At 34.5% G+C, this 12,581-nt stretch carries 19 protein-coding genes and 1 riboswitch; of the genes, 4 read left to right on the top strand and 15 right to left on the bottom strand.

Annotation, left to right across the window (positions count from 1 at the left end):
• Together M44_RS09605 and M44_RS09600 are read right to left on the bottom strand one after the other, a co-directional pair.
• Positions 1-354, bottom strand: a complete 354-nt coding sequence (locus M44_RS09605) for a hypothetical protein (RefSeq protein ID WP_010173058.1) — start codon at positions 352-354, stop codon at positions 1-3.
• A 50-nt stretch (positions 355-404) separates the two neighbouring features.
• Positions 405-1,043, bottom strand: a complete 639-nt coding sequence (locus tag M44_RS09600) for a CBS domain-containing protein (RefSeq protein WP_029326824.1) — start codon at positions 1,041-1,043, stop codon at positions 405-407.
• A gap of 171 nt (positions 1,044-1,214) precedes the next feature.
• Between M44_RS09600 and M44_RS09595 the strand changes: the two genes are divergently transcribed.
• From M44_RS09595 to M44_RS09585, 3 genes are read left to right on the top strand one after another with little or no spacing between them, the layout of a single operon-like run.
• Complete coding sequence (locus tag M44_RS09595) at positions 1,215-1,436, top strand: spore coat associated protein CotJA (protein ID WP_010173056.1); 222 nt, start codon at positions 1,215-1,217, stop codon at positions 1,434-1,436.
• Positions 1,437-1,438: 2 nt separating this feature from the next.
• A complete protein-coding gene (locus tag M44_RS09590; protein ID WP_010173055.1) occupies positions 1,439-1,699 on the top strand; it encodes a spore coat protein CotJB in 261 nt (86 codons plus the stop codon).
• Positions 1,700-1,717: 18 nt separating this feature from the next.
• Entirely contained in the window at positions 1,718-2,287 is a 570-nt protein-coding gene (locus M44_RS09585) for a manganese catalase family protein (protein ID WP_010173054.1), read from the top strand.
• A gap of 7 nt (positions 2,288-2,294) precedes the next feature.
• Here the strand turns inward: M44_RS09585 and M44_RS22025 are convergent, their stop codons facing one another.
• From M44_RS22025 to M44_RS09550, 9 genes are all read right to left on the bottom strand, one after another.
• Positions 2,295-2,660, bottom strand: coding sequence for a DUF2663 family protein (locus M44_RS22025; protein WP_010173052.1), 366 nt, complete (start codon positions 2,658-2,660; stop codon positions 2,295-2,297).
• 219 nt (positions 2,661-2,879) lie between these two features.
• Positions 2,880-3,308: a glycosyltransferase gene (locus M44_RS29430; protein WP_337444080.1), complete on the bottom strand. Its 429-nt coding sequence runs from the start codon at positions 3,306-3,308 to the stop codon at positions 2,880-2,882.
• Positions 3,309-3,554: 246 nt separating this feature from the next.
• Positions 3,555-4,031 carry a glycosyltransferase gene (locus M44_RS29425; protein ID WP_237705254.1) on the bottom strand — a complete coding sequence of 159 codons (477 nt, stop codon included), beginning with the start codon at positions 4,029-4,031 and terminating at the stop codon, positions 3,555-3,557.
• 16 nt (positions 4,032-4,047) lie between these two features.
• On the bottom strand, positions 4,048-4,341 hold the full coding sequence (locus M44_RS28155; protein ID WP_010173048.1) for a phosphatase PAP2 family protein: 294 nt from the start codon (positions 4,339-4,341) through the stop codon (positions 4,048-4,050).
• Complete coding sequence (locus M44_RS28150) at positions 4,323-4,574, bottom strand: hypothetical protein (RefSeq protein WP_010173046.1); 252 nt, start codon at positions 4,572-4,574, stop codon at positions 4,323-4,325. Before M44_RS28150 ends, M44_RS28155 begins: the two co-directional genes overlap by 19 nt.
• A gap of 189 nt (positions 4,575-4,763) precedes the next feature.
• On the bottom strand, positions 4,764-5,039 hold the full coding sequence (locus M44_RS09565) for a hypothetical protein (protein ID WP_010173044.1): 276 nt from the start codon (positions 5,037-5,039) through the stop codon (positions 4,764-4,766).
• A gap of 1 nt (position 5,040) precedes the next feature.
• Positions 5,041-5,475, bottom strand: a complete 435-nt coding sequence (locus tag M44_RS22005) for a CPBP family intramembrane glutamic endopeptidase (RefSeq protein WP_010173042.1) — start codon at positions 5,473-5,475, stop codon at positions 5,041-5,043.
• Positions 5,476-5,602: 127 nt separating this feature from the next.
• Positions 5,603-7,063 (bottom strand): RecQ family ATP-dependent DNA helicase, encoded by a 1,461-nt coding sequence (locus M44_RS09555; protein ID WP_010173038.1) that lies wholly within the window; start codon positions 7,061-7,063, stop codon positions 5,603-5,605.
• Positions 7,063-8,130: a YpbB family protein gene (locus M44_RS09550; protein WP_010173036.1), complete on the bottom strand. Its 1,068-nt coding sequence runs from the start codon at positions 8,128-8,130 to the stop codon at positions 7,063-7,065. Before M44_RS09550 ends, M44_RS09555 begins: the two co-directional genes overlap by 1 nt.
• Before the next feature lie 287 nt (positions 8,131-8,417).
• On the opposite strand from M44_RS09550, the gene M44_RS09545 reads away from it, so the two are divergent.
• Positions 8,418-8,666: a ferredoxin gene (locus tag M44_RS09545; protein WP_010173035.1), complete on the top strand. Its 249-nt coding sequence runs from the start codon at positions 8,418-8,420 to the stop codon at positions 8,664-8,666.
• A gap of 64 nt (positions 8,667-8,730) precedes the next feature.
• Here M44_RS09545 and M44_RS09540 read toward each other — a convergent pair whose 3' ends face one another.
• From M44_RS09540 to sigX, 4 genes are all read right to left on the bottom strand, one after another.
• Positions 8,731-9,309, bottom strand: coding sequence for an ECF transporter S component (locus M44_RS09540; protein WP_010173033.1), 579 nt, complete (start codon positions 9,307-9,309; stop codon positions 8,731-8,733).
• Positions 9,310-9,524: 215 nt separating this feature from the next.
• Positions 9,525-9,656, bottom strand: a riboswitch (FMN riboswitch).
• 67 nt (positions 9,657-9,723) lie between these two features.
• Positions 9,724-10,530, bottom strand: coding sequence for a peptidoglycan DD-metalloendopeptidase family protein (locus M44_RS28955; RefSeq protein WP_010173031.1), 807 nt, complete (start codon positions 10,528-10,530; stop codon positions 9,724-9,726).
• Between the two features lie 266 nt (positions 10,531-10,796).
• Positions 10,797-11,876, bottom strand: coding sequence for a hypothetical protein (locus M44_RS09530; protein WP_010173029.1), 1,080 nt, complete (start codon positions 11,874-11,876; stop codon positions 10,797-10,799).
• Complete coding sequence (gene sigX, locus M44_RS09525; RefSeq protein WP_010173027.1) at positions 11,860-12,402, bottom strand: RNA polymerase sigma factor SigX; 543 nt, start codon at positions 12,400-12,402, stop codon at positions 11,860-11,862. Before sigX ends, M44_RS09530 begins: the two co-directional genes overlap by 17 nt.
• Between the last annotated feature and the right edge of the window lie 179 nt (positions 12,403-12,581).

Here is a 12,581-nt window from a genome sequence, read left to right as displayed (position 1 = left end):
TCAAGACCATTGATCTAGTTCTCCGATACTGTAATAGAACACAGAAAGAACAAAGACGATAATGGTATGCCAAACAGATTGAAACAAACAGAAGCTGATGAACGCTAAATTTAACACTATGAAGAATATCGTTTCTACCGTTAGATATGTACCACTCTTCAATACATAGGAGATCAGGCTAGATTGTAATAAAAAAGCTGCAATTAACGCGCAGCAACTAGCCATAAAATCTATACTGTGTAGCATTAACGTCACCATAACATTATTAAACTCCCATGATGTAATTGGAGGTGACCAACGCATAAATAAGTAAATACTACAGTAGGTCAGTAACATCTTTACATATTTCCACATCAAAATCCCTCCTATACATACGTATGAGAAGGGATTTTAATTCATGATAATTATTCGTCTGCTTTAATATCTAAAATTCTAAAACCTGCTTTTTCAAGCCTTTGAATGAAACGATCAATATTGTCTCGCTTCTCAATCTTTAAAACAATTCTACGTTGTACTTTATCTGTATCGTCAAATGTTACTAATGAGATAACACTTTCATGATGTTGTTTAATGATTTCTGCAAGCCGAGAGATGCGCCCTTCCGTTTCAACTGAAGTAAATGCAATACGAATCCCTTTTTGTTGCATCCCAAAAGCACTTTGGAATTCATTCATCACATCATATCGTGATACTATTCCAAGCATCTTATTCTCATCATCTATGACAGCAATGATTGGAAAATCCTTCAATTCTAATAATGTATTCTCAAATACTTCTTCGCCATCTATAAATCGATCTTTTCTAGTGGACACTTCACTCACTTTGGTCTGATCAAGAAAATCTTCTCTTGATAGATCGCTTTTATAATATTTTTTGTATACTTCGAATCGTGTAACCATCCCTTGATATTCTTGTTTAGAATTGACCACAGGGATGCCATCAATTCCTTGCTCCTCTAATACTTCCAATGCTTGACGGACTGTATCTTCCGTTTTTACATGAAATACCTTATGGAAGGGAATCATTATACTTTTCACAAACATGACCTTCACCTACACCTTCTCATATTCTAGTCTACTACTTAATATTATTCGACATTATTGACAGATTTCCTTCTTTTTGTATGGGAATTCTAAAAAACTTTGAGCTAATTTTCATTTATTATGGAAATATCTCATATATATGAACCATTCCAATAGTTAGGAGGAAAAGAAGTGAATTCCTTTTATAAAAACTATATCCCATACAGAAGTCCATTCGATCCCTGCCCTCCCATTGGCAAAAAAGTTTATTCCACTCCTCCACAGTTATATATAGGTTATCAGCCTTATTATTTAGATCAATTTAATCCAAAAGAAGCACTAGCAGCCGGTACACTATGGAAAAAATTTTATGACCCTTATTACAATCCATATGAAAAAAAGAAGGAGGAATAAAATTGAAAACTGTACCTTCTAGTTATTATGTACATCTTCAACAACTACAAGAAGTTGATTTTGTTATATTAGAGCTCACTTTGTATTTAGATACTCACCCTAATGATATAGAATCCATCAAGCAATATAACCATTATGTGAAGGAAAGACACAAGCTAAAAGAACAATTTGAAAAAAACTATGGCCCTCTAACTAATTTTGGATACTCTTATACGAAGCAACCTTGGGAATGGAAGTCCTCTCCGTGGCCGTGGCAAGTTTAAGGAAAGGAATGATATCTTTTGTGGGTATATGAAAAGAAGTTACAGTACCCTGTTAAAGTAAGTACTTGTAATCCAACACTGGCAAAGTTTCTTGTAGAGCAGTATGGCGGTGCAGATGGTGAATTAGCAGCTGCTCTTCGTTATTTAAATCAACGTTATACCCTTCCGGATAAAGTCATTGGGCTTCTCACAGATATCGGTACTGAAGAATTTGCTCATTTGGAAATGATCGCTACGATGATTTACAAATTAACGAAAGATGCCACACCAGAACAAATGAAAGAGGCAGGATTAGATGCACATTATGCTAGTCATGACTCCGCTCTGTTTTACCATAATTCAGCGGGTGCTCCTTGGTCCGCCACTTATATTCAAGCGAAAGGAGATCCTATCGCTGACTTGTATGAAGATATTGCAGCTGAAGAAAAAGCTCGTGCAACGTATCAATGGATTATTAACATGAGCGATGATCCTGATCTAAACGATGGACTGCGGTTCTTAAGAGAAAGAGAAATTATTCATTCTCAACGGTTTAGAGAAGCCGTTGAAATACTAAAAGATGAAAAAGGTACAAAAATATACTACTAACCAATCGTTACTTACTTTCATGATAGAGGTTAATATCATAATTTTTTTCTATATGTTCAAATACAATATGCCGATCATTCCACCGTTGCTCTTTCCATAAATCTTTACTTCTATCAACAATCTCTTTTCTCAAATCATGATACTCTTTTTCCTTTTTTTCTTTTTGTTCTTTTAATAATTTAAAAGCAAACAAACAGAATAAAATGGCTAATAATCCAAACGTTGATAACTGATTGGTCATAAGTTGATTAAATAAATCAAGAAAAGAATATCTATATGGCAGAAGAAGGGTTTTAACTACGTAAACAGTATAGAGTATTGTTAAACAAAACCAAGCCAGTACTAGTTCAAGCTGTCTTTTTTTTAGCTTCATCGAATTTTCTCTTTTTATCAATAACAAAATTCAATAATTGAAGTGTTGTTTGATCAGCGTACGGAGCAAGTTCCTCTACATTGGTTTTCAACACTTCCACCTCCTTATCTTCTACACTATATGAGCCTGTCTAGGTGGAATATGTTAGAATTTTTTAGCTAACATGGTTATTTTTGAACATAAGAGGGTGCCCCAATAATAGTGGGACACCCTTTTTCATTATGCGTGTTTAAGAATCTGGTGATGATAAAAAATAATTTCTTCATATTCTGAAAATAATCGATCAAAAATACAATCCCAGGATTGCTCGAGAGCGTATAGCCTCGCTCGTTTTGCCATTTCATGCTTAACAGAAGGGTTATTAATAATGTACTCTAATGCATTTACAAACTGTTCACCATTGCCTGCTTCACACTTCAATCCATTGATTTCATGTGTAACAATGTCCTTAACTCCGCCCTGATTGGATACAATACATGGTACACCTGATGATAAGCTTTCAAGCACAACATTCCCAAAAGTTTCAGTAGCGGATGGGAATAGGAAAACATCAGCAGCCGCATACATCATAGCAATCTCATTTCCACTAAGATAACCTGTAAACAAAACTTTTCTTCTTCTAATTCTCCTTTTAGTTCTTCCATACAAGGTCCGTCTCCGACGATAATCCAATGCAAGTCTTCCTTTGTCTTTACAGAAGTGTTTTAATACTGTAAATTAATGTATTTAGATCTTTCTCAGGTGCTAAACGCCCTACATATAATGCTATATTTTCAGATGAAATAGAGTACTTATCCTTTAGGTGAAGTCTGCCTTCCTCTCTCTTATCGGGAGTGAAAATTTCGCAGTTAACTCCTCTACTCCAAATGGATAAATCTGTAAAGCCTTGAGTTTCTAGGTGAAGTTTTGTTTCTTGTGAAGGTACAAATATTTTTCAAAAGGAGCATGAAACCATTTCATGTATTTCCATAGTAGTGGAGAGATCCAAGACATTTTGTAATAATCTAGATATAAATCAAAATGTGTATGGTATGATCCAACAACTGGAATCTTTAATTTTTTCGCTGCATGAAGCCCATACAGGCCTAGCGTTAATGGAGTTGTAATGTGGATTAAATCTGGTTTAAATTCTTTTAGCCTTTTTTCAATCGTCTTAGGATTCGCAAAGGCAGTTCGACATTCAGGATAAAATAAAAAGGGGATACTTGTAAATTGATGAACGTTCGGATACAAAGGGCTGTTATCTATTTCAGGAGCGAACACCTCGTATTCATACCCTCTCTTACTCATTTGTTCAGTCAGCCTTTTTAACGTTCTAGCTACACCATTTACTTGTGGATAGTAGGTGTCTGTAAAAATAGCAACTCTCATCACTTGTCCCTCCCAATTAAACTAGTAACATAGCAACTACAAATGAGCTTAAAGTACCGATTAATGCTCCAACTGCAGTATCAGTTGGATAGTGTACTCCAAGCACAACTCTTGAAAGAGCAACCATCATAGAAATTGGCAGTAAAAATAATAACAATAAAGGTTCTACCACCATAAATGGTACTGTTATGGAGAAAATTGCTGTCGTATGGCCAGATGGGAATGAATGGTCTTGAAATGGATGACCGTGAACTGTTGCATCAGGAAGAAATAAATAAGGTCTTATTCTTCTTACAATTTTTTCACACACACCACAATGATATGACTCATTGTAAGAGAACCAGCTGCTATGGTTGCAGGAAGATGGAAAGATGGAAAGTACAAACTTAGGAAAAGCATGGTCAAGACAAAAGATATGGTAAAAGTCGCACCACCCAAATGTGTGATCCAATTACTAAATTTTATTAAACTTTTCGGTCGTGTATTACAAACATAAAACCATTGTTGATCTTGTTTAATAATCCAATCCTTCATACGGTCCATGTAAGGAACCCCTTTCCAGTGTCTTCTAGGACCTATTTTACTGGAAGATTGTTAGAAAAGTACAAAAGATATGTAAATTATCATTAAAGAACTGTTACTCTTAATAATTATTATAAAAATTTTCTGTTAACAAAGATACCTCACATTGGGATGTAAGGTATCTTTGTTTAACTTTTATTGAATCTGAACTTATTCTTCCACTTTAATTGTACCGTTTATTTCGACTTGCTTTTGAATGTTCGTGTCTTGAATGTAAGAATATCCAAAGTAAAACGCAGCAGGTAATAAAATGAACACGATTAATAGTCCGTTAATCATGAGCTTATCAGAGGATGTGTCCTTTGGATCTTTTTCAGCTTCTTTTGGATCATTCTTTTTCTTGTGGCCATGCTTAATACTTCTAGGCGGAAGAGAGCTTCCCTTTTGAATAGGGTCATCTGAAATTCTACGGTGATTTTCCATCATTTTATTTCCTTCCCTTCAATCTAATCCAACAAGCTAATAGAAAATCAATAACAAAGTGTATGGTAATGGGGACAAATAAACTTTCCGTTAATTCATATGAATAACCTAACAAGAAACTTACTATTAATACATTTAATACTAGATACCAATTCTTTAGATAACGAAAATGAATAAGTGCAAAAAATAAACTAACTGGAATCAATCCAAAATAGGATTGTAAAACTCCTCTAAAGAATAACTCTTCAGAAATTGCTATGAATAGTGTTAGGACAAAAATGTGTAGGTACGACTTTGTAGCAAATAAAGTTTGATTAATACCGCCATCATCATAGATAGTCGGATACCGAATCATACCAATGATATCAACAACTACAATTACCAACCCAACACTGATTGAAGCCCATACCATTCCGATTGAAATAGAACTATTTTCCATAATCGTTAAAAGGGATATATCTAATAAAAAAGACTAAGGCAAAGCACAATACCAGTAATAAAAGTTGCGTAGAATATAATGCGACGTTTAATTGCTTTTCTGTTAACTGTTGAATATTATTCATGTTTTATTTCCCTTGACGATATAAATAGTCTAAGCGATCTTTCCAGCTGTCATTCTTATTCGAACTTCTTAAATCATTTGATTTATAAAAATCATTTTCATTTATTCCACAACGATCACAGCACACAAGTGGCTTACTTTTTAATTGTTCATCAAAATAACGCAGCAAGCCCTCTCTACGACATTCTACTGAATTCTTCCATCTAATCATACTAAAGAGCTGATGTATTTTCTTATTTTTCCTTTCTTCTATCCTTTGAGAAATAATATAAATTTTTTCCTTACTATCCTTGTTCCCTAAAAAGGTATCATAATGACTCAACATTCTAAACTGTACATTGTTTAATCCTGCGTATTCTTCCTGTGACATTGAAACACGACTGTTCCATTGGAAGAATCGTTCAATTTGAATTTGTGATGGCAGTTCGTTTTCTATCATATTTAAAGGTAAACTCTCATCGTAGTCGCTTGAAAGTAAGATGCTTATACTTTGCTTACCATCGCGACCAGCTCTACCAATCTCTTGAAGATACGCCTCAACAGTGCTTGGCATGTGAAAATGAATGACAAATCGAACATTTTCTTTGTTAATCCCCATACCAAAAGCACTCGTTGCACAGATAACATCTAATTCATTGTAGATAAATTGCTGCTGAATCAACGTTCTTTGTTCTTGATCCATCTCCCCGTGATAAAATGCTACGTTCAAATGTTCATTTCTATTTAATCGTTCTGATATTTCTTCAGTTAATTTTCGACTAGAAAAATAAACAATTCCTGGACCATTTAATTGATTTACAAGTGAAATTAATTGTTCCACTTTCTCTTTATAATCTTCTACGTGAATAATATTAATGGCAATGTTAGGACGATCTACTGAATAAATAAGTTCATTAGGATGAACTAAGTTCAATTGGTTGATAATGTCTTCTCTAATAGACATTGTCGCCGTTGCAGTTAATGCTAAAGTTGTTGGATTATTTAATTGGTTTTTTATATCACCAAGTAACATGTAATCTGGCCTAAAGTCCGGTCCCCATTGAGAGATGCAATGTGCCTCATCGATCACAAAAAGAGAAATAGATAATTGTTTAATCCTTCTAAGGATATAATCATTCTGAAGTATTTCAGGAGACACAAACAAAAACTTTACAGTATGTAACCTTTTAAACGCTAATTTTCTTTCATCCGCTGTTAAAAATGAATTGAGGGCTAAGACACTCTTTTCACCCCTTACCTTCATCTGTTCTACTTGATCTTGCATTAAGGAAAGAAGAGGAGAAACAATTAAGGTCGTACCTTCCATCATATAGGAGGGTAATTGATAACAAAGAGACTTTCCTGTCCCCGTTGGTAGAAGAGCTACTGTATCTTGACCTTTTAATACAGATAAAATGACGTCTTCTTGTCCGACACGAAATGTATCGTAGCCAAACTTTTGTTTTAATATTTCTATTATGCTCATTAATTCAAAGCTCCTTTAGCTAAAGCTAAGCGAATTTGAAAATAAGTTAAGTGAGTGAAAGATTCTTTTATAGGTTTTAACTTTTTAGTCGAGGTTGCTCTTGCCTTGTTCCAAACCGACCTGGCATCTTCCTCTGGAATATAGTGATCAATAGAAAATGATGAATCATTTAATGCAATCTCAATGACATGGTCTTCAATTGTACTAAGTCGTAACTTTCTAGCTGAAGAAATCTCCTTCAGTGATAGTCCTCTTTTCACTAATTCATATGTTTTTGTAGTCGATTCCGTTAATGTAAAGTCAGACATCAAATCAGCAACTAGAAAAGATAAATGAGGAAACTCTCTCTGATTATCCTTTATCAATTTTACTATATAGGTAATGCCTTCTAAAAATCTATACCAATACATTACGGAATCCATTCCTAATAATTGACTAGATTGTTGGGTTGTTTTCCCCGCAACTTGATATCCTGATAAGCGGATAGTTATGATTGAAGGATCTACTGGAAATTCTTCCTTTTCCAATATATCGATAATTTCTTTGTATAGTTCTCCTGTAAGTTTCTGAACAGGTATAGAATAATGAAATAAAAAGCTTTTTGTCCAACTTTGAACAATAGGATCTTTAACAACTGGTACAAATTTATGTTCCCCATATGCAAGGTTGGATACTAATTGAGTAAGAAGGTTAAACCTTTTCCAAAAATGCTCCACCGTTTTATGGTCATCCCATCCCGGAAGAATAGAAGGCAGTGGTGTCAACAACGAATGCTCCTCTAACAGACTGGATCCTAAATTTGTTATCCTAACAATAGCTTGTTCATCTAATTTAATACAACCATTATCCTTTAACTTAGAAAGAGATTGATTAAATACATCCCGATTAAGCATCGGAAGTGTATGAAAATAATCTTTTAATGAGAATAAATACGCATCTTGAATCGTTTGACTAGACCGTTTCCCATTTAATAAATGTAAAACACTATAAGCTGTTCTCTCCCCATTAACTTTAGCAAAACAGTGTAAAAGAATCAGTTCTAAATAGTTCATCACGATCTCCTTCAACAATCTTTCCCCCATTTTACCACGAACTTACTTGATATACTCTGGTTTTGATTTTTGATTTTAAGGGGAAGTTAATAATAAGCATTGAAATGGTAAGGGATTAAAAACTATCTCATTTTCTTCCATTTTAAGTGCAAAATGTAGTTTTTAGCTACTGAAAGTGCTTACATTCTCAGGATCAGCATATTTATATTGAAATGTTCTAAAGACTTCATTAGAATGATTATTGAGACTATATTTCTTTAGAGAAATAAGCTGAACTATTGTTGGGATTAGGAGGGGTATTTATGCCAAAATATACAATTGTTGATAAAGATACTTGTATTGCATGCGGTGCATGCGGTGCAGCAGCTCCAGACATCTATGATTATGATGATGAAGGTATTGCTTTTGTAACTCTTGATGATAATGCAGGGACTGCTGAAGTTCCAGATGTATTAGAAGAAGATATGATTGATGCATTTGAAGGTTGTCCGACGGACTCCATAAAAATTGCAGATGAACCGTTTGATGGAGACGCGTTAAAGTTTGAATAGAAAAAAGAACAAGGAGTACTCCTTGTTCTTTTTTTATGCGTTCAATAAAGGCAAATGAGCATGATTAAATTTTCACTAATCTTTGCCTTTCAATCCATGTTTTTAATGGAGCATATAAAAGTATAAACACGCCACTAATAATGAGACCTTTTATCGCGTTAAACGGTAAGATAGTGGCGACAATATATTTTCTCATTTCGGAACTTGCCATTGGTTCATAATTTAAAAAATATGAATAAGCCGGTAAGAATACAAAGTAATTGAGTATACTCATCAACACAGCCATAACCAATACTCCTAATAAAAGACCCACTAAGACACCATTTTTACTTTGGAATTTCTTCACAACATAGTGAAATGGTAAAATAATGAATACTCCTGCTAAGAAGTTAGCCAAATGCCCAATAGGAACACCCGTTTCGCTTCCGGTAAATAAATAATCTAATATATTTTTGATTAATTCAATTAAGATTCCTGCTAGAGGGCCAAACAATAATGTTCCTAATAAAGCAGGAACATCACTAAAATCAACTAGTAAAAAAGCAGGGAAAATAGGTAGCGGAAAATTAATTAACATTAACAAATACGCAATAGAACTTAACATCCCCACCGACACGGTCATTCTAGTATTCATTTTTTTCATTGTACATTCTCTCCTCTTGACGGTTCCATCAACCAGAAGAAAAGTAACGCTCATAGCTAAAGTACATACAAAAAAGTCTAACTCCACCATTTGTTGCAAAATGAAACAGAATTTGTTCCATACAAAAAATGGGCAGGAGTTAGACTTATGTTAAGTATCACTTTTAAGCATGTTAAATAAACAATAAAAATAAGCTTATTTTATGAAAAGTTACTTTGCATCTTCTCCCATCCAGACTATACTGTCGGCTTTGGAATCTCACCAAATCATGCCCTAAGGCTCGCGGGCTGAGAGTTCTGTCACTCAATACCGCCGGTGGGGAATTTCACCCCGCCCTGAAGATGAACCATATTTATTTTTATCACCATTATACAGAATAAGATTTAAGATGGGAAGAAATTTGTTTTTCTTAATCTATACACCATTCACTTCAATTCCTAAAGTTGAAAGTACTTCTATAAACCCAATAGATTTTAAATGGGCAGATGTTAAAGGCTTTGGAATCGTAAGCTCTTGACCTACAACAATTAGAGAATCCGACAATTCGTTAACGTCCATAATGTCTTTTACCTCTATTTCATATTGAATTGCAATATCCCATAATGTGTCACCATCTTTTACAATATGATGAACTTCACTTTGTGTTTGTTGTTCGATGTGAGTATGTACTGAATCACTTAGGTATGGAGTGTGTAAATTTGCCAGAACCTCATGACCTACCTCTCCTTTTCCAAAGACAATATACGGATCGATAGATGTCGTGTCATTATTATATTCCCACGTCCCAACGTGAATTTCAAAATGTAAATGGGTTCCACTAGACCTACCTGTACTACCCATTTGCCCAATAACTTGTCCTTTTTGTACTTTTGCACCCTCTTTGACTAGTCGATTGCTTAAATGAGCATAGACTGTTTCATAACCGCTTGGATGAGAAACAAAGATGACATGACCATAGGAAGAAGAATAATAGGATTTAGTAACCTCCCCTTCTTCTACAGTTCGAACACTTTCTCCATATGATCCAGAAATATCAATCCCTCTATGTTCTCCGCCCCTTGTACCAAACTCGTCGCTTATTTTTCCCGATGTAGGAAAAATCCAGTCTTTTGTATCTATGTGTATCGCTTCTTCATTCCCAAAAGCTTGTCCACTTTCTAAACATGTTAGAAGGCTGATGAAAATCAATAAAGCGAGCACCAATTTAGAATAGAAATTCAAATGATTTCCCTCCTTTAGAGTTCTTTCAGAAATAATCTATGACTAGTAGATGAAGAATAGAACTTTTTCCTTGGTTTTTATTAACTTCGCGACCGTATACATTGTGCCCAAACATGAAATATGTATGTACTTGAAAGAAAAAAAGTAACAATGCTCTTAGCATTGTACTCGCAATTATTCATCCATTTGACCGATAATATTCGGACCTTTAGGGACCGGAATGGGGTGCAATAGATTGTAACCTCCCCACTCATTTTCAGCGATATTTAAAAAATGACTTCTGAATACCCAAACTGCCTTGCTGTATTTAAAATACTTTCCATCATCCGTTTTCCTTCACTTACTTCTAGGAAAGCTATTGAAAAAGACTCTTGTGATGTAATCGTTAATGTCTCACCATTAGAATTTAAAGTGAATTCAAAGGTAGATGGGATAGTTGGAAGCATTAAATCGTTTTGTTTCTCTTTCATAGATTGAAAAGCTTGATCTATCGTATCAAATGATTGAAACGAAGGGATGAGGTAAAATTTATCAGATATTGGATAGCTATAATAAGCAAGCCTTTGGTCTTTCATAAGAATGGAAGGTAGGTGCCCAGTGTGAGAAAATTCTGGGGTAGTGCCATCATGATTTTCTAATCTTATTTCTCTATACTCTGACTGCTCAAATGTTTGTTCAAGCAAACGAATAAACGCTGACTCACCAGCTGTCCCGACATTCCAATTCTCATCTTCACCCATAGTATAAAGCAAAGTTGTTTCATCAATTTCCGAAAATTCTCCTGTAAGGGGAAGAACTGTCAACTGATTCTCATTCAATAATAAGTTACTTTGTTTAGCAGCTTCGACCATCGCATTTATTGATGTTGTTTCTTCTCTCATAATAGGAACAGTAATCGGAATTACATCCCCGTTTTCAGTTAACGAACCAAGTTGAATAAAGTCCATACGGTTAGCGATATCATATGCTTTTTCCCCGTCTTTTGAAGATTCTTCTTCCAGAAGAATTGAATTTTCAGCAGATGCATCTTTATTCAATTTTTCACTTTCGTCAACTAAAGGCAACGATCTCTCACTGGATTCAGTAAATTGTTTCGACTCTACTGTATCTTCCTGGCTGTACTCTACTTCAGAATCATTGGCAGCTAATAGGTTATACGTAACAATTGTAAGAAGGAATAATGAGATGATGCCAATGATTGGGCGAGACCAATTATACCGATAATAGGTAGTGGCTTCCTTTGTCATGATTTTTCTATAAATATCTTCCTTCGATCTTCGATCCTCTATATCAGGCATTTGCTTTAGTAGTTTGGTCAGTTGCTTTTCTTCATTTGTTTCCTTCATAAAACAAAGCCTCCTTTGTTTCATCATTTTTTAATTTTTCCCTTAATACGTTTAATGCCCGATGTTGAGTAGTTTTCACCTTACTTTTCGTCCACCCAAGAATATGTGCTGTCTCATCGATTGAAAATTCTTGTATATATCTTGTAATGATGACCATTTGCTGATCAAGTGTACAAAGAGATAAACAGGCAAATACTCTCCTTATCTCTTCTGATTGAAGAATAATTTCTTCTGGTAGCTTAGAAGGGTCAAGAATATCTTCTGAGGTATGTTCAAATCGTTCTAAAATCCTTCTTTTTAACGTTTTTTGCTTTCTAAAATGGTCGACTGCTACATTTTTCGCAATGGAGAATAACCAAGTTTTTTCACTACTGTTCCCTTTAAAGCGATCGTATGACTTTAAGACTCGCACATAAACTTCTTGAACAAGATCCTCTGCTAAATCTCGATCTCTTGTTAAGTAGATTAAAAACTTAAACAGATCCTGATGATAGTGATCATACAAATCATGAAACACAGAGTTCATTCCATTTCCCCCTTACATATCTGTCGTATTCTCTAATAAAAAAAGTTACATCCTTATGATACTTTTAACATATCATACTCCAAGACAAAGCAGATTAAAGATTGGAGGAAACACAAAAAAAACACCTCTATTCTAACTACAATAGAATCGAAGAGGTGTTAAATTGTTTCGTATGAAAC

It is taken from the genome of Bacillus coahuilensis m4-4, assembly GCF_000171615.1.
Classification (GTDB): Bacteria; Bacillota; Bacilli; order Bacillales; family Bacillaceae_K; genus Bacillus_T; species Bacillus_T coahuilensis.
The sequence above is the reverse complement of the archived record's forward strand: the minus strand, read 5'-3'. Positions and strand labels throughout refer to the sequence as shown.

Excerpts from the sequence above, each read along its gene's own strand:
- M44_RS09605 (WP_010173058.1), bottom strand. The coding sequence starts at position 354 with ATGTGGAAATATGTAAAGATGTTACTGACCTACTGTAGTATTTACTTA.
- M44_RS09600 (WP_029326824.1), bottom strand. The coding sequence starts at position 1,043 with ATGTTTGTGAAAAGTATAATGATTCCCTTCCATAAGGTATTTCATGTA.
- M44_RS22025 (WP_010173052.1), bottom strand. The coding sequence starts at position 2,660 with ATGAAGCTAAAAAAAAGACAGCTTGAACTAGTACTGGCTTGGTTTTGT.
- M44_RS29425 (WP_237705254.1), bottom strand. The coding sequence starts at position 4,031 with ATGAGAGTTGCTATTTTTACAGACACCTACTATCCACAAGTAAATGGT.
- M44_RS28150 (WP_010173046.1), bottom strand. The coding sequence starts at position 4,574 with ATGGACCGTATGAAGGATTGGATTATTAAACAAGATCAACAATGGTTT.
- M44_RS09565 (WP_010173044.1), bottom strand. The coding sequence starts at position 5,039 with ATGATGGAAAATCACCGTAGAATTTCAGATGACCCTATTCAAAAGGGA.
- M44_RS22005 (WP_010173042.1), bottom strand. The coding sequence starts at position 5,475 with ATGGAAAATAGTTCTATTTCAATCGGAATGGTATGGGCTTCAATCAGT.
- M44_RS09555 (WP_010173038.1), bottom strand. The coding sequence starts at position 7,063 with ATGAGCATAATAGAAATATTAAAACAAAAGTTTGGCTACGATACATTT.
- M44_RS09545 (WP_010173035.1), top strand. The coding sequence starts at position 8,418 with ATGCCAAAATATACAATTGTTGATAAAGATACTTGTATTGCATGCGGT.
- M44_RS09540 (WP_010173033.1), bottom strand. The coding sequence starts at position 9,309 with ATGAAAAAAATGAATACTAGAATGACCGTGTCGGTGGGGATGTTAAGT.
- M44_RS09530 (WP_010173029.1), bottom strand. The coding sequence starts at position 11,876 with ATGAAGGAAACAAATGAAGAAAAGCAACTGACCAAACTACTAAAGCAA.
- sigX (WP_010173027.1), bottom strand. The coding sequence starts at position 12,402 with ATGAACTCTGTGTTTCATGATTTGTATGATCACTATCATCAGGATCTG.